Source organism: Streptomyces sp. NPDC059008, assembly GCF_042749045.1.
In the GTDB taxonomy this organism is placed as follows: domain Bacteria; phylum Actinomycetota; class Actinomycetes; order Streptomycetales; family Streptomycetaceae; genus Streptomyces.
On the sequence record NZ_JBHYJC010000004.1, the window covers coordinates 92834 to 116587 of the forward strand.

The 23754-nt window shown below is 69.0% G+C and carries 19 protein-coding genes; 12 read left to right on the forward strand and 7 right to left on the reverse strand.

The annotated features are described in order from the left end of the window. Positions 1-86: 86 nt before the first annotated feature. Together ACFWZH_RS08180 and ACFWZH_RS08185 are read right to left on the reverse strand one after the other, a co-directional pair. Positions 87-1091 (reverse strand): aldo/keto reductase, encoded by a 1005-nt coding sequence (locus tag ACFWZH_RS08180; protein ID WP_384426950.1) that lies wholly within the window; start codon positions 1089-1091, stop codon positions 87-89. Between the two features lie 153 nt (positions 1092-1244). Further along, positions 1245-2696, reverse strand: a complete 1452-nt coding sequence (locus ACFWZH_RS08185; protein ID WP_384426952.1) for an MFS transporter — start codon at positions 2694-2696, stop codon at positions 1245-1247. A 101-nt stretch (positions 2697-2797) separates the two neighbouring features. Between ACFWZH_RS08185 and ACFWZH_RS08190 the strand changes: the two genes are divergently transcribed. Beyond that, on the forward strand, positions 2798-3718 hold the full coding sequence (locus ACFWZH_RS08190) for a helix-turn-helix transcriptional regulator (protein WP_384426954.1): 921 nt from the start codon (positions 2798-2800) through the stop codon (positions 3716-3718). Positions 3719-4194: 476 nt separating this feature from the next. On the opposite strand, the gene ACFWZH_RS08195 is transcribed toward ACFWZH_RS08190, so the two are convergent. After that, on the reverse strand, positions 4195-5649 hold the full coding sequence (locus tag ACFWZH_RS08195; protein WP_384426956.1) for a DHA2 family efflux MFS transporter permease subunit: 1455 nt from the start codon (positions 5647-5649) through the stop codon (positions 4195-4197). Positions 5650-5803: 154 nt separating this feature from the next. On the opposite strand from ACFWZH_RS08195, the gene dusB reads away from it, so the two are divergent. Both dusB and ACFWZH_RS08205 read left to right on the forward strand, forming a co-directional pair. Continuing rightward, positions 5804-6931, forward strand: a complete 1128-nt coding sequence (gene dusB, locus ACFWZH_RS08200) for a tRNA dihydrouridine synthase DusB (RefSeq protein WP_384426958.1) — start codon at positions 5804-5806, stop codon at positions 6929-6931. Between the two features lie 505 nt (positions 6932-7436). Continuing rightward, the gene (locus tag ACFWZH_RS08205) at positions 7437-8009 is read left to right on the forward strand and encodes a MarR family winged helix-turn-helix transcriptional regulator (RefSeq protein ID WP_384427325.1); all 573 of its coding nucleotides are present in this window, start codon (positions 7437-7439) and stop codon (positions 8007-8009) included. 51 nt (positions 8010-8060) lie between these two features. Here the strand turns inward: ACFWZH_RS08205 and ACFWZH_RS08210 are convergent, their stop codons facing one another. Beyond that, complete coding sequence (locus ACFWZH_RS08210; RefSeq protein ID WP_384426960.1) at positions 8061-8984, reverse strand: helix-turn-helix transcriptional regulator; 924 nt, start codon at positions 8982-8984, stop codon at positions 8061-8063. Between the two features lie 102 nt (positions 8985-9086). Here ACFWZH_RS08210 and ACFWZH_RS08215 point away from each other — a divergent pair, with 102 nt between their 5' ends. The 3 genes from ACFWZH_RS08215 (at position 9087) to ACFWZH_RS08225 (ending at position 17294) form a co-directional block, all read left to right on the forward strand. Continuing rightward, positions 9087-10622 (forward strand): MFS transporter, encoded by a 1536-nt coding sequence (locus tag ACFWZH_RS08215; RefSeq protein WP_384426962.1) that lies wholly within the window; start codon positions 9087-9089, stop codon positions 10620-10622. An 862-nt stretch (positions 10623-11484) separates the two neighbouring features. Continuing rightward, positions 11485-14427 carry a pyruvate, phosphate dikinase gene (ppdK, locus tag ACFWZH_RS08220; RefSeq protein ID WP_384427327.1) on the forward strand — a complete coding sequence of 981 codons (2943 nt, stop codon included), beginning with the start codon at positions 11485-11487 and terminating at the stop codon, positions 14425-14427. Positions 14428-14849: 422 nt separating this feature from the next. Further along, positions 14850-17294, forward strand: a complete 2445-nt coding sequence (locus ACFWZH_RS08225) for a restriction endonuclease (protein WP_384426964.1) — start codon at positions 14850-14852, stop codon at positions 17292-17294. A 24-nt stretch (positions 17295-17318) separates the two neighbouring features. Here ACFWZH_RS08225 and ACFWZH_RS08230 read toward each other — a convergent pair whose 3' ends face one another. Then, a complete protein-coding gene (locus ACFWZH_RS08230) occupies positions 17319-18089 on the reverse strand; it encodes a Ku protein (protein WP_384426967.1) in 771 nt (256 codons plus the stop codon). 123 nt (positions 18090-18212) lie between these two features. After that, positions 18213-18413 (reverse strand): DUF6233 domain-containing protein, encoded by a 201-nt coding sequence (locus ACFWZH_RS08235; protein WP_384427329.1) that lies wholly within the window; start codon positions 18411-18413, stop codon positions 18213-18215. 49 nt (positions 18414-18462) lie between these two features. Here ACFWZH_RS08235 and ACFWZH_RS08240 point away from each other — a divergent pair, with 49 nt between their 5' ends. Continuing rightward, positions 18463-19248 (forward strand): GntR family transcriptional regulator, encoded by a 786-nt coding sequence (locus tag ACFWZH_RS08240; protein ID WP_384427331.1) that lies wholly within the window; start codon positions 18463-18465, stop codon positions 19246-19248. Here ACFWZH_RS08240 and ACFWZH_RS08245 read toward each other — a convergent pair. After that, positions 19232-20239 carry an XRE family transcriptional regulator gene (locus tag ACFWZH_RS08245; protein WP_384426969.1) on the reverse strand — a complete coding sequence of 336 codons (1008 nt, stop codon included), beginning with the start codon at positions 20237-20239 and terminating at the stop codon, positions 19232-19234. The genes ACFWZH_RS08240 and ACFWZH_RS08245 overlap by 17 nt on opposite strands. Positions 20240-21008: 769 nt before the next feature. Here ACFWZH_RS08245 and ACFWZH_RS08250 point away from each other — a divergent pair. The 5 genes from ACFWZH_RS08250 (at position 21009) to ACFWZH_RS08270 (ending at position 23752) form a co-directional block, all read left to right on the forward strand. Further along, on the forward strand, positions 21009-21158 hold the full coding sequence (locus ACFWZH_RS08250; RefSeq protein WP_384426971.1) for a hypothetical protein: 150 nt from the start codon (positions 21009-21011) through the stop codon (positions 21156-21158). A 206-nt stretch (positions 21159-21364) separates the two neighbouring features. After that, on the forward strand, positions 21365-21637 hold the full coding sequence (locus tag ACFWZH_RS08255) for a DUF6284 family protein (RefSeq protein WP_384426973.1): 273 nt from the start codon (positions 21365-21367) through the stop codon (positions 21635-21637). After that, positions 21634-22089: a Pycsar system effector family protein gene (locus tag ACFWZH_RS08260; protein WP_384426975.1), complete on the forward strand. Its 456-nt coding sequence runs from the start codon at positions 21634-21636 to the stop codon at positions 22087-22089. Before ACFWZH_RS08255 ends, ACFWZH_RS08260 begins: the two co-directional genes overlap by 4 nt. Beyond that, positions 22086-23372: a hypothetical protein gene (locus ACFWZH_RS08265; protein ID WP_384426977.1), complete on the forward strand. Its 1287-nt coding sequence runs from the start codon at positions 22086-22088 to the stop codon at positions 23370-23372. Before ACFWZH_RS08260 ends, ACFWZH_RS08265 begins: the two co-directional genes overlap by 4 nt. After that, positions 23372-23752, forward strand: a complete 381-nt coding sequence (locus ACFWZH_RS08270; RefSeq protein ID WP_384426979.1) for an RRQRL motif-containing zinc-binding protein — start codon at positions 23372-23374, stop codon at positions 23750-23752. Before ACFWZH_RS08265 ends, ACFWZH_RS08270 begins: the two co-directional genes overlap by 1 nt. The last annotated feature ends 2 nt before the right edge of the window (positions 23753-23754 follow it).

A 23754-nucleotide genomic window follows, 5' to 3' on the forward strand; every position in this document is an offset into this window, starting at 1 on the left:
GGAGGCCTTTCGGAGCAGGCGGGCGGGGCGGCGGGCGCCAGGTACCTACGGACGGTACCTGGCCCTCGCCCCCGTGCGCCCGCCGGTCAGCGCTCGCTGTCCAGATGAGCCATCTGATCGGTCGGGTAACGCTCGCCGGCGGCGGCGTCGGCCGGGACCGCCTGCTCGATCGCGGCCAGCTCCCCGGCGTCCAGCCTGACGTCGAGGGCGCCGAGCGCTTCGGTCAGACGGTCGCGCCGGCGGGCACCGACCAGCGGGACGATGTCCTCGCCGCGGGAGAGCACCCAGGCGATGGCGGTCTGGGCGACCGAGACGCCCTTCTGCTCGGCGACCTTGCGCAGCGCGTCCACCAGATCGAGGTTCCGCGCGAGGTTCTCGCCCTGGAAGCGCGGGCTCATCCCGCGGAAGTCGTTCGCGGCGAGCTTGCGGTCACGGCTGAAGTGGCCGCTGATCAGGCCGCGGGAGAGCACGCCGTAGGCGGTGATGCCGATGCCCAGCTCGCGGGCGGTGGGCAGGATCGCGTCCTCGATGCCTCGGGAGATGAGGGAGTACTCGATCTGGAGGTCGGAGATCGGGGCGACGGCGGCGGCCCTGCGCAGGGACTCCGCGCCCACCTCGGAGAGGCCGATGTGCCGCACATGGCCGGCCTCGACCAGCTCGGCGATGGCGCCGACGGTCTCCTCGATCGGGACGTCCGGGTCGATACGGGCGATCCGGTAGATGTCGATGTGGTCGGTGCCCAGGCGCTGGAGGGAGTACGCGGCGAAGTTCTTCACCGCGTCGGGCCGGCCGTCATAGCCGGTGAAGCCGCCCTCGATCGTGCGCAGGGCGCCGAATTTGACGCTGATCTGCGCCTTCTCGCGGGCCGCCGCGGGGGCGGTGCGCAGGGCTTCGTTGATCAGTAGTTCGTTGTGGCCCATGCCGTAGAAGTCGCCGGTGTCGAGCAGCGTGATGCCGGCGTCGAGGGCGGCGTGGAGGGTGGCGATGGACTCGCTGCGGTCGCTGTCGCCGTAGAGGGCGGACATACCCATGCAGCCGAGGCCGAGGGCGGAGGTCTGCGGGCCGCTGGTGCCCAGGGTGCGGGTCTGCACTGCGTACTCCTGAGAGGGGTCGGGGGTGGAGTGCATTCACTATGACATGACGGCTGACAGATTTCAATATCTGTCAGCCGTCATGTGTGGGGAGGGTGGAAGCCACGTGGGGCGCTCTCCCCCGGTTGCCGCATCCCCGCGCTTTGTCGCAGGTCAGCGCACCGTGCGGGGCAGTCGCAGGGCCAGAGCCGTCGTGCCCGCGACGATCGCCAGCTGCGTCAGCAGGGCGGCGAGCAGCGCATCGCGGATGCCGACGGTGGGCAGCAGCGCGAGGAAGAGGGTGCCGAGGGTCGCCACCCCCAGGGCGAGGCCGGACTGCTGGGTGGTGACCATGACGCCGCCGCCCACGCCGGCCTGCGCCACCGGCAGTTCGCTCAGCACGATGCGCAGCAGCACCGGCAGCACCATGCCCTGGCCGACGCCGAGCACCGCCATGCTCGGCGCGAGACCGGCCACCGAGGTGCCGGGCCAGCTCGCGTGCACGGTCAGCGCCAGGGCGATCAGCCCGGCGCCCTGGATCAGTGAACCGGCGATCACCACCCGCCGCCCGAACCGCCGCACCAGCCGCGGCCCGGCGAGCGAGGCGAGGAAGAAGGTGACGCAGAGCGGTGCCAGCGACACACCGGCCGCGAACGGGCCGTAGTGCAGACCGTTCTGGAGGGCCACGGCCACCACGAACATGAATCCCCCGAAGCCCAGCGAGAACGGGACGATCATGGCCAGGCCGCTGTTCACGGAGGGGATGCGCAGCAGGGACGGCGGTACCAGGGGCGTACGGCCGGCGCGTTCCGCGCGACGCTCGACGTGCAGGAACGCGGCGCCGGCGAAGGGGAAGACGGCCAGCAGGACCCAGGACCACAGCGGCCAGCCGGCCGCCCGGCCCTCGGTCAGCGGCAGCAGCAGGGTGATCAGGGTGGTGGCCAGCAGTACGGTGCCGGGGACGTCGGCCCGGGTCGGGTGCGGGGAGCGGGTCTCGGGGACCGTACGGGCCGCCAGCAGCCAGGCCGCCGCGGCGATCGGGACGTTCACCAGGAAGACCGCACGCCAGCCGGTGCCCGCCAGGTCGGCGGAGACCAGCAGACCGCCGAGCACCTGTCCGACGGCGCTGGAGACACCGGCCGTGCCGCCGTACAGGCTGACGGCCTTGGCGCGCCGCCTGCCGGTGGTGGTGGCCTGGATGGTGGCCAGGACCTGCGGCAGCAGCAGCGCGGCCGCGGCGCCCTGGGCGACCCGGGCGCCCACCAGGGTTCCCGCGTCCGGGGCGAGACCGCAGGCCAGCGAGGTCAGGCCGAAGGCGGCCAGGCCCCACAGGAACAGCCGACGGCGGCCGATGGTGTCGCCGAGCCGACCGCCGAGGACCAGCAGCGTCGCGTACGAGACCCCGTAGCCGGCCACCACCATCTCCAGCATCGCGGGGCCCGCGTGCAGATCGTGGTCGATGGTCGGCAGGGCGACATTGACGATGAAGAAGTCGATCAGGGGCAGGGCCGCGCCCAGCAGGACGGTCAGCAGGCCGAGGGGGGTCAGCGCGGCCGCGGCGGGGTGCTGCCGCGGGGCGTCCGCCGGGGTTTCCAGGACGGTGGTCTGTGTTCCGGTATCGCTCACGGGGTCGACGATCGTCGACCCCTCAGAGGGGTACCAGAGTGTCTTTATCCTGGTACCCGCGCTACCTGGCAACCGGCTGGGGCCTGCGGCACGCTGGAGGCATGACCGTCGATGCGCCCCTGACGCAGGCTGCCACACGTCCCGTCGCCGCCGCCGTTCCGCCGGCTGTCGCCGCCCCGCGCGACGACGCCGCCCGCCGGGCCGAGCTGGCCGCCTTCCTGCGCAGCCGCCGCGAGCGGATCACCCCCGAGCAGGTCGGCCTGCCGCGCGGCAGGCGTCGGCGCACCCCGGGACTGCGCCGCGAGGAGGTCGCGCACCTGGGGGCGGTCGGCGTCACCTGGTACACCTGGCTCGAACAGGCCCGGGACATCCACGTATCACCGCAGGTCCTGGACGCGGTGGCCCGCGCGCTGCTGCTCGACCGCGCCGAGCGCAGTCACCTCTTCGCGCTGGCCGGGGCGGTCGACCCGCTGCCGGGCAGGGAGTGCACGGGCGTACCGCGCGAGTTGCGGCAGATCCTGGGGCAGCTCGCCCCGTTCCCCGCGGTCGTACAGAACAGCCGGTTCGACATCCTCGCCTACAACAGCACCTACGGGCAGCTGATGTGCGATCTCGACGCGCTGCCCCAGGAGGACCGCAACTGCATGTGGCTGGCGTTCACCCACCCCCAGTGGCGGGCGAGCGTGGTCGATCTGGACGCCACGATGCGGGTGATGGCCGCCAAGTTCCGGGCCTCGATGGCCGAGCATGTCGCGGAGCCGGCCTGGAAGGCGCTGGTCGCGCGGCTGACGGAGGCCTCGCCCGAGTTCCGGGAGATCTGGGCGCAGCACGAGGTCGTCCGCCCGATGAGCTCCGTCAAGCTCTTCCGGCATCCGCGGGTGGGCGTCCTGCAGCTGACCGCGACGAGCCTGTGGACGGGGCCCAACCCCGGGCCCAAGCTGCTGTCGTACACCCCCGTGGACGAGGCGTCCCGCGAGCGGCTGCAGCAGCTGGAGGAACTGGCGGCGCGGGCCGTGGCGTAAACGGGCGGGTCGGTGTGGGGGTGGGCCGGTGTGGGGGGCCGGTGTGGAGGTGGGCCGTAAGGGGTGGGGGAACAGATCCCGTAGGGGATGCGAGCGCCCCCTGCGGGCCACAACGTGGCGGGCGCGAGAGGCATTCCCGGGCCGAGAGGCATACCCGGACGAGGACGACCACGCGTGCCGCCAGGGACGAGGACGACCCCCGCGACCCCTCGGGACGAGGACGACCGCGCGCCCGGACGAGCACGATCAGGCGTCTCCCGGGCGAGGATGACCGGGCGCCCCCGGACGAGGACGATCAGGCGTCTCCCGGGCGAGGGCGACCGCGCGCCCCCCGGGCGAGGGCGACCGCGCCCCCCGGACGAGGACGATCAGGCGTCTCCCGGACGAGGACGACCGGGCCCCCGGACGAGGACGATCAGGCGTCCCCCGGGCGAGGCCGACCGCGCGTCCCCCGCGCCCGCCCCGCCGCCCGGTACTCACGACCGTGCCCCCTCCGCCCGTTCCCCCCGCCGTTCCTCCTCGAACAGTGCTGCCGTGCGGGCCGCCGTCGCCCTCGCCCACCGGCCCGTCGTCAGGGCGCCGAGCAGCAGGACGGCGGCACCGCAGCCGGTGATGATCCACCAGGCGGGGCGGCCGGCCGCGAGGAACTCGTCAGCGGTGGCGGCGGCGTGCGCCCCGCCCGCCAGTACGGCGCCGATCACCGCGACGCCGAGGGACTGCCCCACCTGCCGGCTGGTGGAGGCCACGGCGGCGGCCACCCCGGCCTGGGCGCGCGGCATGCCGGACACCGCGGTGTTGGTGATCGGCGCGTTGACCAGGCCGAAGCCGATACCGAACAGGACGTAGGCGGTGAACATCAGGGCAGCGGACGACTGCGCGTCGAAGGCGGCGAAGAGCACTCCGCTGGCGCCCATCGCGGTACCGGCGAGCAGCAGCGGCAGCCGGGGCCCGCGGCCGCCCACCAGCCGCCCCGACACCGGCGCCCAGATCAGCGTCATCCCGGCCATCGGAAGCATGTAGAGCCCGGCGGACAGCGCGGACAGCCCGCGGATGTTCTGCAGGTACAGGGTGTTGATGAAGAGGAAGCCGCCGAGCGCGGCGAAGGCGCAGACCGCCACGACCGTGGCGCCGCTGAACGGCGCGCTGTGGAAGAACCGCAGATCGAGCAGGGGCTCGGCGCGGCGCCGCTCGTAGCCGATCAGCGCCGCCAGCGAGACCACCGCCACCAGCACGCACGCCAGGATCTCGGTGGACGCCCAGCCGGCGTCCGGCGCCTCGATGATCGCGTACGTCAGCGACCCGAGCAGTGTGATCACCAGCAGCTGGCCGACCGGGTCGACCCGGCGCGGCCGGGGGGCGCGCGATTCGGGCACGTAGCGCAGGGTCAGCAGGAGCGCCAGGGCGCCGATCGGGACGTTGATCCAGAAGATCGAGCGCCAGCCGACGCTCTGCACCAGCAGCCCGCCGATCACCGGCCCGGCCGCCATGCTGATGCCGACGACGCCGCCCCACACCCCGATCGCGCGGGCCCGCTCCCGGGGCTCGGTGAAGGTGTTGGTGATGATCGACATCGCGACGGGGTTGAGCATCGAGCCGCCGACCGCCTGCACCATCCGGAAGACCACCAGCCACCCCAGGTCCGGCGCCAGGCTGCACAGCAGCGAGCCGATCGCGAAGACCACCAGCCCGACCAGGAAGATCCGCCGCCGCCCGAGGCGGTCGGCGGTCGACCCCGCCAGCATCAGCAGCGACGCCAGCACCAGCGTGTAGGCGTCGATCGTCCACTGCAGACCGGCGACCGAGGCGTTCAGCTCGCGCTGCATGGCGGGCAGGGCGACGTTGAGGACGGTGTTGTCGAGGCTGACGATCAGCAGGCTCAGACAGCAGATCGCCAGTACCAGGAGTCGACGCCGGCGGCTGAGATCAGGCATGGTTGAACGCTACAACCATCTGGGCCGGTCGGCTCTGGCAGGGCCACTCCCGCGGTGCGGGACAATGGGAGGTCGCAGCGGCCGGTCGCCCCGTACGGCCGAGGCCCGCCCGCCCCGCCAACGGAAGTCGAAGAAAGCCGAAGGTATCGCCGCCATGACTCTGCTGCAGATCGGTCCGCACGCGGTGCAGCCGCCCGTGGTCCTCGCGCCGATGGCGGGGATCACCAACGCCCCGTTCCGGACGCTGTGCCGGGAGTTCTCCGGCGGCAAGGGCCTCTTCGTCAGCGAGATGATCACGACGCGGGCGCTGGTCGAGCGCAACGAGAAGACCATGCAGCTGATCCACTTCGACGAGACCGAGAAGCCGCGCTCGATCCAGCTGTACGGCGTCGACCCGGAGACCGTCGGCAAGGCCGCCCGCATGATCGCGGAGGAGGCCCTCGCCGACCACATCGATCTCAACTTCGGCTGCCCGGTCCCGAAGGTGACCCGCAAGGGCGGCGGCTCCGCGCTGCCGTACAAGCGCAACCTGCTGCGCTCCATCCTGCGCGAGGCGGTGGCGAACGCGGGCGCCCTGCCGGTGACGATGAAGATGCGCAAGGGCATCGACGACGACCACATCACCTACCTGGACGCGGGGCGGATCGCGGCCGAGGAGGGCGTCACGGCGATCGCCCTGCACGGACGGACCGCCTCCCAGCACTACGGCGGCACCGCCGACTGGGACGCCATCGCCCGCCTCAAGGAGCATGTCCCCGAGATCCCGGTGCTCGGCAACGGCGACATCTGGTCGGCGGACGACGCCCGGCGGATGATGCGGGAGACCGGCTGCGACGGGGTGGTCGTGGGCCGCGGCTGCCTGGGGCGGCCCTGGCTGTTCGGCGACCTGGTGGCGGCGTTCGAAGGCACCGGCACCTATGCCCAGCCGACGCTCAAGGAGGTCGCGGCGGTGATGCTGCGGCACGCCACACTGCTCGGCGAGTGGATCGGCGACGAGGCCCGCGGCGTGATCGACTTCCGTAAGCACGTCGCCTGGTACACCAAGGGCTTCTCGATCGGCTCCGAGATGCGCCGCAGCCTCGCGGTCACCTCCTCGCTCGACGAACTGGACGCCCTGCTGTCGGAGCTGGACCTCGACCAGCCGTGGCCGGCCGGCGCGGACGGCCCGCGCGGCCGCACCTCGGGCCGCAACCGCGTCGTCCTGCCGGACGGCTGGCTGGACGACCCGTACGACTGCAAGGGCGTCGACGCGGACGCGGAGCTGGACACGTCGGGCGGCTGAGAACGGCCGCACCCGGTGGCGTCTCGTCCGACGGCTCCCCCGAACGGGGGAGCCGGACATCGGCGTCTCCCCCCTGCTGGTGAGGCGCCTCCCTGCTCGGCGCAGCAGCATGACCGGTGCCGCACCGACCGGGCCGGACTGACCCTCACGTCACGCCCGTCCGGGTCCTGGGCGGCGGCCCGCCGCGGTACGGGGGTTCGCGGCGGGCCGGGGCGTGTCGGCGTCACGGATGCGGGGCGGGCGGTGGGCGCCGCGCTACCGTTTGAGTCCGTACGGGGTACGGGCGCGCGGCCGACCGAACGGCCGCGCACCGCATCCGGCAGGCCATGGGCAGGCACCGGGCAGGCCACGGGCAGGCACCGGGGACGACGCCGAGGGAGAAGCTGTGGTGAACGGAGACGCTGTTCTCGGGGCCACGGAGCAGGGCGCGGCCACCGTGCAGGCCGGGGCCCCCGAGCACGCCGGGGCCACCGTGCAGGCCGGGGACGTGGAGAAGGCCGGGAACGTGGAGAAGGCCGGCAACGCCGCGGACACCGAGCGGGCGGTCCAGGCCAAGCTCGGTGACACCCCCGTCCGTTACGAGCAGATGGCCGCGGTGGCGAACATCTACCGCGCGGCCGCCGTGGTGCGCCAGCACTTCGAGAACTCCGTGCTGCGCGGCGCCGACCTGACCTGGACGTCCTTCGTCGTGCTGTGGGTGGTGTGGATCCGGGGCGAGCGGGAGACCCGCAGGGTCGCCGAGGAGGCCGGCATCTCCAAGGGCACGCTCACCGGCGTCGCCCGTACCCTCCAGGGCCGTGGCCTGCTGGAGCGCAGGGTGCACCCGGACGACGGGCGGCTCGCCCTGCTCTCCCTGACGCCCGAGGGCGAGCGGCTGATGACCCGGGTCTTCCCGGAGTTCAACGCCGAAGAGGCCTTCGTCACCGAGGGGTTGAGCGACGACGAGGCGCTGGACCTGGCGGATCTGCTGCGCCGGGTCGTGGTGCAGGTCGAGACCCGGGGCGCCCAGCGGCGACTGGAGCTGCTGGACGGCCAGGCCCCGCCGCCGCGGCGCAGCGGACGGCGGGCGAAGCTGTAGGCCAGGCGCCTTTCAGCGCTCCACCTCAGCGCTCCACCTCAGCGCTCGGCCTCAGCTCTCCGTCCGCCGGCCCGCCCCCTCGGCGACCAGCCCCGCCGCGCCGATCTCGCGGTAGCGGTCGAGCAGTTCACCGATCACCCGGACCGCATCCTGGTCGGCGGGCGTATAGACCCACAACTTGGCGTCGGGGAAGTCGGTCGTCGTGAAACCCGTGGCGGTGATCGTGACCGTGCGGCCGTCGGCGGTACGGAATTGCTTGCGGTGGGTGGCCGGTGCCGAGACTTCGTGCCGGGCCCACAGTTCCACGAAAAGCGGGCTGGCCTCGGAGAGTTTCCGGATATACGCGCGCCAGCGCGGATCGGTCAGCCGCCGGCCGAATTCGGCCCGCAACTGCCCGACCATGAAAGAGACCTCACGCTCCCAGTCGACCAGAGGCTGACTCACCTCGTCCGCCGTGAAGAGCCGCCACAGCACATTGCGGTCGGGCGGCGAAAGCAGCACCATCCGCGGGTCGAGCGCGGCGTATGCGTCATTGAAGGCCAGTACGTCATAACCGGCGGACACCACGCCCGCCGGCAAGGGGCTCAGCGAATCCAGAATGGTCTGCATGGCCCCCGCCTCGGGCGGCAGCGGATGCCGGGCCGGGGGGCAGCCGACGGCGCCGGGCACACCGGCGAGCCGGTGCAGATGGGCGCGCTCCTCCGGACCGAGCAGCAGCGCACGGGCGATGGCGTCCAGCACCTGCACGCTCGGGTTGATCGCCCGGCCCTGCTCAAGCCACGTGTACCAGGCCACCCCGACACCGGCGCGCTGGGCGACCTCCTCGCGGCGCAGCCCCGGGGTACGCCGCCGCGGCCCGCCGGGCAGGCCCACGTCCTCGGGTGTGATGCGCTCCCGGCGCAGGCGCAAAAACGCGGCGAGTTCACCGCGCCGGGAGGCCGCGGCGGATGCGGAACGGGTGGTGATCGCTGACACCGCACCATCATGCGGGATGCCGCGACGCCGTGCCAGATACCGTCGGTACCAGGATCACTGGATCTCTGGTACCCGAATACGGCGGTCGTGATCATCGCTGTCATGAGTGAGCTGACCTACGACCCGGATATCCCCACAACGCGGCCGACGCCGGCCACCCCGCCCCACCGGAAGAGAAATCGACCGCACCCCAACGGAATTCTCCTCGTCGTTCTCGGCGCGGTATTCATGGCGCTGCTGGACGCGACCGTCGTCAATGTCGCCACCCCGACCATGCGCACCGATCTCCATGCCACCGGTTCCGCACTCCAGTTGATTGTCGCCGGCTATACGATTTCCTATGCCGCGCTGCTGATCACCGGCGCCCGGCTCGGTGCCCGGCACGGATTCCGCACCGTCTTCCTACTGGGCCTGGCCACCTTCACGCTGGCCTCGTTCGGCTGCGGACTGGCACCGGGGGCCGGGGTGCTGATCGGCGCCCGTGTGGTGCAGGGCATCGGCGCGGGGCTGATGGTTCCGCAGATCTACAGCCTGATTCAGCTGACGTTCGAAGGGCGGGCCAGGGCCCGGGCGTTGAGCCTGTACGCGACGGTGGTCGCCCTCGCCGTGGTGGTCGGCCAGGTCGCCGGCGGACTGCTGGTCAGCGCGGACCTGTTCGGCACCGGCTGGCGCCCGGTCTTCCTGATCAATGTGCCGGTGGGGTCGGCGCTGCTGCTCGCGGCGCTGCGGCTGCTGCCCCGCCGGACGGCCCCGTCGCCCAAGGGGCTGGACCTGCCCGGCCTCCTCACGCTGACCACCGCGCTGCTGCTGCTGGTCGTACCGCTGGTGCTGGGCCGTGAGCAGCACTGGCCGCGGTGGGCCACCGGCGCCCTGATCGCCGCGGTCCCGGCGTTCGCGCTGTTCGTGCTGGTCGAGCGGAGGGTTGCCCGCCGCGGCGGCGCGCCGCTCGTCCCCGGCCGGGTGCTGAGGTCGCGGGACCTGGTGTGCGGTGCGGCCGCCCTCTTCTTCAGCATGTCCGGTTACGCCGGCTTCCTCTTCTCCTTCTCCCAGCATCTGCAGTCGGGGCTCGGCGAGTCCGCGATCCGCGCCGGCCTGACCTTCGCGCCGCTGGCCGTCGGCGTCGCCACCGGCAGCCTCACCTGGCAGAAGCTGCCCGCCCGCTGGCAGTTGCGGATGATCGCCGCCGCCTGCGTCCTGGCCGCGGTCGGCTACCTCGGCATCGGCCTCACCCTGCGCGCGGGCGGCCGGGGCGGTCTCGTACTCCTGGTGCTCCAGCTGCTGTGGGGGCTCGGCCTCGGCTACACCACCAGCCCGCTGCTGACCCTCGCCCTGTCCGGCATCGCCCCCGACGATGCCGCCGATGCCAGCGGGGTGCTCACCACCGTCCCGCAGATCGCCCAAGTGGTCGGCGTCGCCGCGTACGGCAGCGTCTTTCTGTCCCTCGCCGACGGGCCGACGGCGGCCGCGCACCAGGCCGCCGCATCCGTGCCCGCCGCGGCCGCATCCGCCGCAGCCCTGCACGCCACCGCCCTGCCGGTCGCCGTCGGCGCCCTGCTCGGGGCGCTGGCGCTCGTCCCGCTGCTCCGCGGCCGTGCCGGGAAGGGCCTCGCGGCGGTGAACGGGGCCGGGGACAAGTGAAGTTTGCGCCCAAAAGCGTTGCTTCGGTACGCCTCACCGGACCCGGGGACCTGCGCGCCTTGGCCATCGTGCACGACCAACTGTCCACCGCGGGCCATGTCGGCGAGCGGCTGGCCGAGCGGGGCCATGAGCTCGACGAACCGCACGTGGTGCCAGCCGAGCGGTAGTCGAGCGGTATACGAACCCCGACGTCGACGTGGCTTTCCCACCGGCCGGGAACTATGGCCTGATCCTGACGCCCAGTGCCCAGTGCCCCGTGCCCCGTGCCCAATTCCCCGTGGTCGGTGGCACGGCGGAACGGCGGAACGGCGGAACGGCGGAACGCCTGGTCGGGCCCGGCCCCTGGTTCCCGTTCCACGGCGACCGCTGGACGCTGCCGCCGGGCGCCCGGGAGGTGGCACACAACGCCTCCGCCTCGTAGGCCTTCCTCTGCGGTCGGCCCCGCATCGGCGGGTGGCCGAATCGCGTGCAGATCTGCTGGCCGTACGGGAGCGGGCACGCGCCCTCGTCGACGCGTTCCTGGTTCGGGAGGTCGCCGTGGAGGGTCCAAATGATGGGACCCCAGCACACATGAGCGCGTGATTCTCGCCACCCCTGATAGGTGGCGCGCTCAGATGAGCGAAGTGCGCCGGGCTCCACCTCTCCAATGGTGGCACCCGGTGCCACGCGTCATGTGTTCGACTGATCAAGTCATGGATTGCTCTGCGTAGCGAAGCTGCCCTGCTCTGATTGCGTAGCGGAGTGATGCATTCAGGCAGTAAACACAGCCGAGAACGCATGATCACTTTCGATCTGCTGGCGGACGCCTAGTTACACGCGTATGTCGACCAAGTGGACGTACCCATACGCCTTCGATCTGGGTATGTTCCTCGCCGTCAGGGCAGCCCGTCGGCGAGGAGTCAGTGCCGTGCCGGAAACACAAGATCCCCACGTAACCCAGCCTTCGTCCGCGAAGTTCGTCTACGACTTCACCGAGGGCAACAAGGAGCTCAAGGACCTCCTAGGCGGCAAGGGCGCGAACCTTGCCGAGATGACCAACCTGGGGCTTCCCGTCCCTCCGGGCTTCACGATCACCACCGAGGCCTGCAAGGTCTACCTGGAGAGCGGCACCGAGCCCGCGGCACTGCGTGCCGAGGTCTCCGAGCACCTCGACGCCCTTGAGCAGAAGATGGGCAAGAAGCTCGGCCAGGCCGACGACCCGCTGCTCGTATCGGTGCGTTCCGGGGCGAAGTTCTCCATGCCCGGCATGATGGACACCGTCCTCAACATCGGCCTCTCCGACGCGTCGGTTTCCGGCCTCGCCTCGCAGGCCGGCGACGAGCGGTTCGCGTGGGACTCCTACCGCCGCCTCATCCAGATGTTCGGCAAGACCGTGCTGGGCGTCGACGGCGAGCTCTTCGAGGACGCGCTGGAGGAGGCCAAGCAGGCCAAGGGCGTCCGCGTCGACGTCGACCTGGACGCCAAGGACCTCAAGGGCCTGGTCGCGGACTTCAAGGACATCGTCGCCAAGGAGACCGGCCGGGACTTCCCGCAGGACCCGCGCGAGCAGATGGACCTCGCCGTCCGCGCGGTCTTCGACTCCTGGAACACCGACCGCGCCAAGCTCTACCGCCGCCAGGAGCGCATCCCCGGCGACCTCGGCACGGCCGTCAACGTCTGCTCCATGGTCTTCGGCAACCTCGGCCCCGACTCCGGCACCGGCGTCGCCTTCACCCGCGACCCCGCCAGCGGCCACCAGGGCGTCTACGGCGACTACCTGCAGAACGCCCAGGGCGAGGACGTCGTCGCCGGTATCCGCAACACGGTCCCGCTCGCGGACCTGGAGCAGATCGACAAGGCGTCCTACGACCAGCTGATGCAGATCATGGAGACGCTCGAAACGCACTACAAGGACCTGTGCGACATCGAGTTCACCATCGAGCGCGGCAAGCTGTGGATGCTGCAGACCCGGGTCGGCAAGCGCACCGCCGGTGCCGCCTTCCGGATCGCCACCCAGCTCGTCGACCAGGGCCTGATCGACGAGGCCGAGGCCCTCCAGCGGGTCAACGGCGCGCAGCTCGCCCAGCTGATGTTCCCCCGCTTCGACCTGGGTGCGAAGTCCGAGATGATCGGCCGCGGCATCGCCGCCTCCCCGGGCGCGGCGGTCGGCAAGGCCGTCTTCGACTCGTACACCGCCGTCAAGTGGTCGCGCTCCGGCGAGAAGGTCATCCTGATCCGCCGGGAGACCAACCCCGACGACCTCAACGGCATGATCGCCGCCGAGGGCATCCTCACCTCCCGCGGCGGCAAGACCTCGCACGCCGCCGTCGTCGCCCGCGGCATGGGCAAGACCTGTGTCTGCGGCGCCGAGGAGCTGGAGGTCGACACCAAGTCCCGCCGGATGACGACCGGCGACGGCACCGTCATCGAAGAGGGCGACGTCGTCTCCATCGACGGCTCCACCGGCAAGGTCTACGCCGGCGAGGTGCCGGTCGTGCCCTCCCCGGTCGTGGAGTACTTCGAGGGCCGGATGCACGCCGGCGCCGACGACGCGGACGAGCTGGTCAAGGCCGTCCACCGGATCATGGCGTACGCGGACCGGGTCCGCCGGCTGCGCGTACGGGCCAACGCCGACAACGCCGAGGACGCCGCCCGCGCCCGCCGGTTCGGCGCCCAGGGCATCGGCCTGTGCCGCACCGAGCACATGTTCCTCGGTGAGCGCCGCGAGATGGTCGAGCGCCTCATCCTGGCCGACACCGAGACCGACCGGGACGCCGCGCTCGCCCAGCTGCTTCCGCTGCAGAAGGCCGACTTCATCGAGCTGTTCGAGTCGATGGACGGCCTGCCGGTGACCGTACGGCTGCTGGACCCGCCGCTGCACGAGTTCCTGCCCGACATCACCGAGCTGTCGGTCCGGGTCGCGCTCGCCGAGGCCCGCAAGGACGCCAACGAGAACGACCTCCGGCTCCTCCAGGCCGTGCACAAGCTGCACGAGCAGAACCCGATGCTGGGTCTGCGCGGCGTCCGCCTCGGCCTGGTCATCCCCGGCCTGTTCGCGATGCAGGTCCGCGCGATCGCCGAGGCGGCCGCCGAGCGCAAGAACGCCAAGGGCGACCCGCGTGCGGAGATCATGATTCCGCTGGTGGGCACCGTCCAGGAGCTGGAGATCGTCCGCGAGGAGGCCGAGCAGGTCATCGCCGAGGTCGAGCAGACCCACGGTGTCAGCCTCCGGCTCACCCTCGGCACGATGATCGAGCTGCCCCGCGCCGCCCTCACGGCCGGTCAGATCGCCGAGTCCGCCGACTTCTTCTCCTTCGGTACCAACGACCTCACGCAGACGGTCTGGGGCTTCAGCCGCGACGACGTCGAGGCCAGCTTCTTCACCGCGTACCTGGAGAAGGGCATCTTCGGCGTCAGCCCGTTCGAGACCATCGACAAGGACGGCGTCGGCTCGCTCGTCCGCAACGCCGCCGCGGCCGGCCGGGCCACCCGCCCGGACCTCAAGCTCGGTGTGTGCGGCGAGCACGGCGGCGACCCGGAGTCCGTCCACTTCTTCCACGAGGTGGGCCTGGACTACGTCTCCTGCTCCCCGTTCCGCATCCCGGTCGCACGACTGGAGGCGGGCCGCGCGGCGGCGGAGAGCAAGGGCCGCCACCGCGCCGCCCCGCCCCGGCCGCCCGGGCGGCGGAGGGCGCCGGGGGCCCCCGGCAACCAGCCCACCGGAGCCGGCGACCGGGAACCCCGAACCCTCATCCACCCGGCCATAGGCTCCGGCACCCCAACGAGGGCGGCACCTTGTGCGGAGGTGCCGCCCTCGCTTGCATGATCTGCGGAAGCTGTCAAGCCAAGTCGCTGACCATGCAAAACAGTGCTTGCTGGCGCTGGTTGCCGTTGAGCGTGTATGGAACCGTTGTGCCCTCGTTGTGCCCTCCGCCCACGGCTGGGCCTGGCACGCGCTGATACGGAGAGGCTCCCGTCCTTATCCCAGGGCGGGAGCCTCTGCGTTCTGCGGTCATCATGACCTACCACTCACGAGACTGATTCTCTATCGCGTACCGTGCACGGACCCGGTCTCCACAGGGCATGCTGTGCTCGCGCGAGCACAGAGCGCGCTGCGTGTCAGAGCTCTGTGGTTACGTTGACGGGGCTGGCCAGCAACCCGTCCTTGCAGGCCGGCACAGGGATGAGCTTCGGGGCGTTGGGGGGCGGCAGTGTGTGGGATCAGTGCGTGGAAGGGGGAGTCGCCGAGTGACCTCACCTGACTACGACTTCAAAGATCTTTCCCCCTACGACTTTGAGGCACTAATCCGTGACCTGCTCTCTGCGAATGAAAATTCACCCTTTTCTACTTACAGAGTAGGTCCCGACGGCGGGATCGACCTCAAAGCCCGTAAAGACGGCTCGCTTCACATTGCTCAGTGCAAGCATACGCCAGATGCCTCGCGCGCCAAGCTGAAGAGCTTGGCAGCAAAAGAACGCGATAAGCTGTCAAAATTCAAGGATCCCATTCAGCGGTACATATTCATTACATCGGCCGACATCACCCCAGGTGTGGAAGAGGAGCTGCGGTCCGGATTTTCCGGGTGTGCCGCGACGGTTGAGGTCCACGGTAGGGGGTGGCTTAACGCGCTTCTTGCGTTGCACCCCGAGTTAGAGCGTCGGCACTTTAAGCTATGGATCAAGTCCTCGTTAGCGATTAAGCAAATGCTTGCCGGAGGTGTTTTCCTTCGAGGGCAGTCGAGAGCCCGGCGCATCCAGCAGAATTACCTTCGCTTCGTCCACCATGAGGTCTGCGACCGGGCTGATAGGGCACTGGAATCCAGGGGTGTCGTACTTATTGCCGGTTCGCCCGGAGCTGGTAAGACCGCTGTCGCAGAATATCTAATTTTGCAGTGGTGGAGGCGAGGGTATCGAGTAATCGTCGACCCCCGAACGGTGGACAGTTGGTGGGAATGGCTCGAAGACGATACTCCTACTATATTCTTCTTCGATGACGCGTGGGGGCAAACTCGACTGCACGACCATGCTACTAGTCACTATGACAAAGACTTTGCAGAGTTCCTGACGACGATTCTGGAAAAGAACTCCACCGCGAATGGAGCTCAAACTAGAGGCAAGGTTGCTGTGGTAACCAGCCGATCGCAGGTGCTGCACGACACGCGGCGCTTCAGTGATGCCACGAAAATGGTGCTTGAGCATATGCCGAATTCGGTCATCGCTGTGGAGCGGCTTACGTCTGAGGTGAAGTCGAGGATTCTCTTCAATCACGTCAATGTCGCGGTTGTGGATGAGCGTGCTAGGCGCGAGCTGGCTAATGGTGACTGGTGGAGTGGCGTATCCGGCCATCAAAACTATTCACCCCGCATAGTTGAGCTTGTTACAGCTAGGCGTCATTTCACCTCAGGGCGTCAGTTGATCAATGAACTCCACGAAGCACTGGACGACCCGCAACAGGTTTGGCAAACGTCGTTCAATACGTTCTCCCCCCTTGAGCAGCTACTTCTGTCTACCCTTGCTGTGTCGGACTCGCAGGGGGTGAGGCGTGAGACATTGACTCAGCGTCTCCAGGACTACTCGCCCACCGAATTTGGGAATGCGATTGGGCGGCTCGTTGGCACGTGGATTGAGCGCTCATATACGAACGGGTATGACGTGTTGGCGCTTGCTGACCCAAGTCAGCGAGATTTTCTAGTCCGGCTGCTTGCGCGCGAACCACTCGTCTGTCTTGACTTGATTAAACACGTATGTTCCTTCGAGGATCTAAAAATCCTTTGCGAGCGAGGAAGGGCGCCGGAGCTTGAGTACCAACCTTCTCTTTTTTCCGTGGAAGATGATTCATTGCGGACTTCTATGGACGAGTGTGCCCAGCCGCTTTTGATCGCCATGCGTGCGATGTGGGATAGGCGACTTGAGGGGGTTGATGTCGTCCCAAGGGGTGTCCTCACGTTTCCTACCGACGCCTTTGTTGACCTTTTTTCGACCTTCATCGAAATGGTTGTTTATCACGCGGACCGCTATGCTGCTAAAGAGGTCGGCGACTTTGGTCTTGACGGCTGGTTTGAGTCCAACATCGGCAAACTCATGGAACTGCTAACGGATACGGACATGGGTTCTTTCCATGAGTCCATGGATGCAGTCGAGCAGATTTATGGCAAGTTTCGCAGCTTGACACGGTATAGGGAGTTCTCAGGCCCCTGGTCTGGGCATATTGAAGTATTGCGCGGTGCAATCCGAGAGGCATGGGGTGCCTGGGACGCGGAGGCTCTGCGGGTATTCGGGCCAAGCGAGTACTGGTTCGATCTCGTCGGTGTCATAATAGAGTCCCCATACTTGTTTAAGGATCTCGGGTTCCATGAGGCAGCCGCTTCCATTTTTCACCTGGAGGCGTTCGATGAGGAATTTAGCTCTCGGATCGAGGATGACCCGTACAACTCTAATTGGATGCAAAATCTTGACGATCTCGAGGATCTCTTCGAATGTTCCTTGCTGGAGTCGCGGAGAGTTCTCAAGAATCATGGATCGATTTACGAGGGTGATCCTGATTCGCTCGAAGATGAAGTGGCTTCACCGAGGGGAATTCAAAGAAATGAGCAAGTGGACCGCAAAATGTCAACAGGGGGGATCGAAGCGCTTTTTCGCTCTTTGGGTTATCCGTTGACGGATGGCGGGGGTGCGCAGGGGGCTGGCGGGTGAACCATCGGGGCTTCGACGCGACTCTCAGGACGTCCTGTGGCCGCCGCCCGGTCCATGGCGTGCCGACCGTACGGATTCCTCTAGGACCGCGAGCAGATTCTCGGTCGGCTGTGGCGTGCGCGGGGGCTCAAGCTGTCCGCCGGCGGTCTTGGCGTCGATGAGCTGTTCCAGAGCCTCGCGGTACTGGTCGTGCAGTTCGTCAGTGTCCACTCCGGCTAGTTCGCCGATCAGCTGGACTGCGAGGCGGAGTTCCCGCTCGGTCACTGGCGTCGTGGGTGCCAGTCCGTGGGGTTCGCGTATCTCGTCTGGCCACAGCAGCGTGTGCAGGATGAGCGTGCTGTGTCGGGGTCGGAGCGCGGCCAGGCGCTCGCGCGTGCGGATGGCCACCTTGCAGACAGCGACGGCTTCGGACCGGGTGAGGGCTGCGGCGAGCAGGGTGTAGGCGTGTTGGGCGGTCTCGCCGTCCGGCGCGACAAAGTAGGGCTTGGCGAACCGGATGGGGTTGATGTCGTCGGCCGGCACGAAGCCCAGGACGTTGACTTGGTGGCGGGTCGGCAGTGGCAGCCGCTCCAGGTCCCTCTCCGACAAGGGCACCACACCGGCACCAGCGAGTTCATGTCCGCGGCCCACATCTTCGTAGGGAACCTCCTGCCGTCGATCTCGCACACTCTCCGGTGGCGGATGGGCCCGTTGTCGGCCTTGTGGATCTCCCTGAGCCGGACCGGGTGCTCCTCGGTTGCCGCATAGAGGCGGCAGGGCAGTACGACCAGACCGAATGTGATCGCCCCGGTCCACACTGCTCTGGGCGGCAAGCTGGTGACCATATCTCCAGCCTCCCGCCGGTCCGCCACTGTCGCAGCGCGGGCCACTATGCGCCGGGCGGGCGGCGCGCTGCTCTAGGCGGGCTAGCCGACGAGCTCAGAGAAGCCCAAGCTCGGTGTCAGGACGACATAGGGCGCACGGCTCCCCCCCTTCGGTAACGGCGCGCATGGCTTGGTCCCGGCTGATGGGGCGAGCGCGTCGGCCGGCGCTTCGGCATCCGCCGACGTGTACAGCGATGGGTTGCCCTTCGCCGCCGATGCTGAGCTGTACAACCCAGTCCGGTGGGGGAGGGGGGATGGCCCGCTACGCTGGTGCGCACCACCTCACGAGGGAGAGTGCTCTGCGGATGGGGCCAAAGACAGCCAAGGTCTACGAGACGATTCGTGCACGGCTCGCCTCAGGCGAGTACGCCCCGGGCGACAAGATGCCGTCAGAGCGCACGCTCGTGGATGAACTCGGCATTGGGCGGACGGCACTCCGGCAAGTGCTGGCCCGCCTCGTGGCAGAGGGCGCCTTGGAGGTTCGCGGCCGTAGCTCGTATCGAGTGCCCAGTGCCGTTATCAAGACTCCTGAGGGGCTGGAGCCCTGGCGTATTCATGGTGAGCGCGATGTCTACGACAATCGTTGGGTCAAACTCCAGCTCTGGGATGTGGAGCCGCCCGGCATGGAGCGCTTCGAACATCACGTGGTGAAGCTCAACCATGTCGCCGTGACTGCGGTTCTGGACGATCAGGACCGCGTGCTGATGATGTACCGGTACCGCTTCGTCCCGCAGCAGTGGGGATGGGAGCTGCCGGGCGGCATCGTGGATGCCGGAGAAGACCCCGCGGAAACGGCGGTACGGGAAGTCGTGGAGGAAACGGGTTGGCGGCCGAAATCAGTCGAGCACGTCGTCACCTATCAGCCCATGGTCGGCATGGTCGACTCTCCTCACGAGATTTTTGTGGGACAGGGAGCTGAGCATGTTGGCGACCCGACGGATCTTGAAGAAGCCGGCCACATCGCGTGGGTACCTCTGACCGACATTCCGAACCTGATGGCTCGTGGCGAGCTGATGGGCTCCGGCACGCTCGTCGCTCTGCTCCACATCCAGGCCAGCCGCAGCACGCAGGGAGCTACAGCCGCGCGCTGAGGAGGTCGATGCGACGACGTTGGCGCACGGAGCCCGTGCGACTCGCCAACAGCCTCGCTTGCCTCAGGTGGGTGTTCGCCTCCTCGTACTCGGCTCGCGCCAAGTGAGCCTGTACGAGGTCGGCATGGAGCCCCGCCTGCGCTCGCACGAAGGAAGAATCGGCCACTTCCAGGGCGCCGTACAGGCTACGCACAGCATCCTCATCACCGAGCAGGGCAAGTGCGTTGCCGCGCCATCGGGCTAGGTGAGCCTCGTTGAGGAAGATGCTCAGCATCTCGGGATCGCGGGCCTCCTGGCCAGGCGGGAGACTAGAGGCAGCAGCGTCGAGCGCCCGTCGGCAGTCATCAGGCAGTCCTGCATGGACGCACAATTCTGCTTCCGCGGCGTATAGCCAGGCACGGAAACGGGGAGAGCCATCCCGGCCAAGGGTGCGCTGCGCGTCCCGGACCAGTTCAAGGCCGAGTCCTGGCCGGCCGGCCTCGCAGAGCACGTACGCCTGCTCTGCCATGGCGTGCGTGAGGTACATGCGATCATCAGCGTCGCGTGCTGCCCGCTTCGCAACTTCGTAGTGCCGCCAAGCCCGCTCGACTGCCCCGGCATCGATTGCCTGCCATGCGGCCAGCGTCGACGCTCCCGCCAGCGCAAGCGCAACAGGCCGCCGTGCACTGGGCAGGACCGCGAAGTTCAGCGCATCTTCGAGGGCTGCGAGGTGACCCGTCATTTGGTCCACCAGGGCAGAGGCGCCCAACTGGCGGTCCATGGTTCGCAGTAGCTCGGTCTGGTCGTTGAACGCCTTCACCATGGATTGGCTGACGCTGCTAGCTGCGTCGATCCTGCTCAGTAGCTCGTCGTACCCGTCGGCCCCAGACGGGGCAACGTCGGTCGTGCCGCCCCTCAATTCCTTGTCGGTGACACCAAGGAGCTTCCGCAAAATCGCCGCATAGCGGTCCGAGATGTTGCGCTTGCCGTTCTCCCACTCAGACACGTACACACGCAAACTCGCCTTCGAGGCAACATCCGTGACGTGCTGTCGGGCGTACTGCTCAATCTCGCGAACCAGGCGCTCTTGAGACCAGCCTCGCGCTGTCCGCGCATTCCGAAGTCCTGTACTCACAGGCCACCGCCCGGCGATAGGTCCGCTCACTGACCACCCCAGCATGCCCCACAACACCGCAGGTCAACAGGGGTTAACAGGCTTGGGGTTAAGGCCTGTTGGCTACCGGCCCCCCACCCCGGACCGGTCTTCTGGAGACACGCCAGGGCGGGCAACCGCCGCTCGGAATAACGAAGCCCTTGACTCTGGTGCGCACCAGATGCCAATCTGGTGCGCACCAGATGGAGCGTCACTTTCGATCTGGTTCCCAACTCAACAGTGGACGAGGCCTGCGCGATCGGCCTCGCTGGCGCCCCTCAGACGTGGGGGGACTAAGCGCGATCCCCAGGGAGGGTGCGAGAAGCGGCCAGAGAACGCGCGAATACGAGAGGAGATCACCTATGACGCATCGAAGTACGAGGGCGCTGCCGCGCTGGACCGGCACAGGCAGCAACGCCCATCGCGTCACTTCTTCCGCACCACCCACGGCATCACCCGCGAGGTGACGCGTGGTTCATCCGGAGCAACCGCGGCCCTGCCGCGGCCGGTTGCCTCCTCCGCCCGTCCGGGCGCCCTCCATGGGCTGCTCGTACGGGCGGGGTTGAGGGGAGCCGGAAGCCCGCTGGTTCCACAGACGATCTCGCTATCGCGAGAGAGGGAGAAAACCATGACCCGCTACTACGACGACAACGACGACCGCCCGACCCTGCTGGACGAGACCCCCTCCGGACAGAAGGTGTACCTCGGGGACGAGAGCCCGACCCTGCTGGACCGGACCCCTGACGGGCGGCCGATCTACACCACGGGCCCGAAGTAACCAAAGGGGCCGTTCACTGTCAGGCGCACGGCCGCCCACCTGGGACTGGCGCCTACGCGCTGGACCAGTTCCTTCCACCACCTGTGGCTGCTGGTCGCCGCGCTGCTCATCACCACCGCCTGACCCGCCCCCGAACGGCGTGCGGCCCCGGGGCGCAATCCCGGGGCCGCTGACAGGCCGTTCCTCGCCAAAGGAGCCACGACCCAATGAACATCATCGTTCCTGTTCAGAACGGTGTTACCACCCTCCACCCCGACCTTGAGCCGACGGACGCGGAGCTGAAGGCGATCGAGGCTGAGATGCCGCTCATCTCCGCCGGCGTCGAACTGCTGGATGTGCAGATCGCCCTGCTGGACCGGGTGCCGTCCGAGCTGGACAAGCGCCGGTTGCGCAGGGCCCGGCGCCGTGTGCTGGCCGCCCGGCGGGAGCTGGCGAACCTGACCTCCGCCACGGCGTTCGTGCCGGAGGTGGGGGCATGAGCTACCAGGACACCGCGCTGACCGCCGCCCACGCGGAGGTCAAGACCGAACTGGCCCGCACCGACACCAAGGCGTCGCTGCTGCTGGCGTTCATCGGCGCGATGCTCGCCGGGGCCTGGACGGCCGCGACCAGCGTCCACCTGCCCACCGTCGCCATCGGAGTCGGTGCGGTCGGGGTGGCGGTGCTGCTGGCTGCGGCCGGACTGCTGCTGTACACGGTCCGGCCCAACCTCGGAGGGGCCCGGCCGCAGGGCTTCCCGCGCTGGGCCACCCTGACCCCGGACGAGATCCGCGACGCGCTGAGCGAGGACGACCGCCCATCGCACATCGCCACCCTGTCCCGCATCGCCGTGGTCAAGTTCGGCAGGCTCAAGCGCGCGATCGACCTGACGTGCGTTGCCGGCGGACTGCTGGTGGTCGCTGCGGTGATCGCGTGGGGTGGTGGGTCGTGAGCCTGAGCACCTACCGCCAAGAGCAACGCGCCGACCAGGCTGCCGCGGCCGAGCAGCGCAGGCTGAATGCTGCGGCGGCCGACGAACGGCGCGCCGATCGGCAGCGCACGGCGGACGAGCGCACGGCGCGGCTGAGGCAGCAGGCCCGGCAGGACCGGGAGGCCGATCGGGCCGCGCGGCGGGAACGCCGTCGCGAGCGGGCCGAGGCTCGGTCGGCGGTGCTGACGCCGGAGAACATCTACCGCCGCGGCACCCTGGGCCTGGTCCTCGCCTCCGGGCTGGCGTCCCTGCCCGCGCAGATCCTCCACTTCGTCGGCATCTCCCCGATGCTGCTGCCGCTTCCGCTGGCGTTGGAGGGTGCGGCGTGGGTGATGGCGGCCGGTGTCGCCTACGCCGATGCGCGCAACCTGCCCGGCTGGGTGCGCTGGACGCTGCGCTGCCTGGTCGTGGCGTGCGCCGGATTCGCCGCGTACATCAACTACGGCTACGGCCTCTCCCTGGCAGGCCACGGCCTGACGCGGTCCGACGCTGCCACGGTCGGCGCCGGTCTGGCGGCGGTGACGATCCTGGGGCCGGCGGTGTTCGAGATTCGGCAATGGGTCTCGACGATCGCCGCAGCAGTCGCCAGCAGTGAGGATCGTGACCGCCGGCGGCACGCTTCCCGGCGTCGTCGCCATCACCGCAAGGTGCGTCGCGTCGCCAATCGACTCGTCTCCGCCGCCCCGTTCGGCGCGCTGTCGGCCGAGGACGCGTGGGGGCGGGCGTGGTCGATCGTGCATGGCTGCGATGAGCCGACCATGACGCCGGAACTGCACAAGCGGGCAGCCGCCTCCGCCGTGCGCATGCGGGCAGCCCAGCAGCCGCCTAAGGCCACTGAGAATGCGGATGAATCGCCCGATAGTGCTGTAAATCGGTCTATCGCTGAGCTGGAGGAATCGACCCCTACGGCCCCTGCGCCGATCGAGGCGGAATCGACCGTGCCCGCCCCCGATCCTGTGGGCATCCGTGAGGCGATCGATCCGCCGGTCAGGGTGGTTGCGGCGGCCGATGTGCAGCCGCGCCGCAGGGCGACGGGTCGCGTACCGCAGGCAGCCCGATCGCCTCGACCCAAGCGGACCGCTGCGCAGCTGCTCGACGAGGCTCGATCGGCAACGGCCGACTGGCCGACCGACGACCTGACCGCCGAAGCGATCCGCAAGGCGGTGCGCACCGCACCAGCCAAGGCACGGGAGCTGCGGGACACCCTGCGGGCTGAACGCACCGAAGCCGCTGAGGCTGCGTGATGCGGCTGAGCCTGGCCGACTGCTTCGACCCCACGGGCGAACGGTTCGGCATCCCCACCTACCCGTGGAAGCTCGCCCCCGACGGCTACGCCACCCGCCGCCAACTCCGCGCCCGCGGACTCCGCCCCGGCGGACAAGGCGTAGCCGCACAACTCCTGCGCCCCCGGCGTCGCCGGGAGCCGCTGACGGCCTACCTCTACCGCACCGACCAGGCCAAGCCGGTCCGGCCGATGACTCCGGCGAAACGGGCGGCCCTCGCCAAAGCGCTTGCAGCCCGCCGGACATGCCCACGGTGCCAACACGACCGCGGCTACACCATCCCCACCTCTTTGGGCCTGTGCGTGCCCTGCACCGACTCCAGCTCCATCCCCGCAACCTGATG

Coding starts and splice junctions, on each gene's coding strand:
- ACFWZH_RS08190 (WP_384426954.1), top strand. CDS start 2,798: ATGACCGTCGATGCGCCCCTGACGCAGGCTGCCACACGTCCCGTCGCC.
- ACFWZH_RS08195 (WP_384426956.1), bottom strand. CDS start 5,649: ATGCCTGATCTCAGCCGCCGGCGTCGACTCCTGGTACTGGCGATCTGC.
- dusB (WP_384426958.1), top strand. CDS start 5,804: ATGACTCTGCTGCAGATCGGTCCGCACGCGGTGCAGCCGCCCGTGGTC.
- ACFWZH_RS08215 (WP_384426962.1), top strand. CDS start 9,087: ATGAGTGAGCTGACCTACGACCCGGATATCCCCACAACGCGGCCGACG.
- ppdK (WP_384427327.1), top strand. CDS start 11,485: ATGTTCCTCGCCGTCAGGGCAGCCCGTCGGCGAGGAGTCAGTGCCGTG.
- ACFWZH_RS08240 (WP_384427331.1), top strand. CDS start 18,463: ATGGGGCCAAAGACAGCCAAGGTCTACGAGACGATTCGTGCACGGCTC.
- ACFWZH_RS08250 (WP_384426971.1), top strand. CDS start 21,009: ATGACCCGCTACTACGACGACAACGACGACCGCCCGACCCTGCTGGAC.
- ACFWZH_RS08255 (WP_384426973.1), top strand. CDS start 21,365: ATGAACATCATCGTTCCTGTTCAGAACGGTGTTACCACCCTCCACCCC.
- ACFWZH_RS08260 (WP_384426975.1), top strand. CDS start 21,634: ATGAGCTACCAGGACACCGCGCTGACCGCCGCCCACGCGGAGGTCAAG.
- ACFWZH_RS08270 (WP_384426979.1), top strand. CDS start 23,372: ATGCGGCTGAGCCTGGCCGACTGCTTCGACCCCACGGGCGAACGGTTC.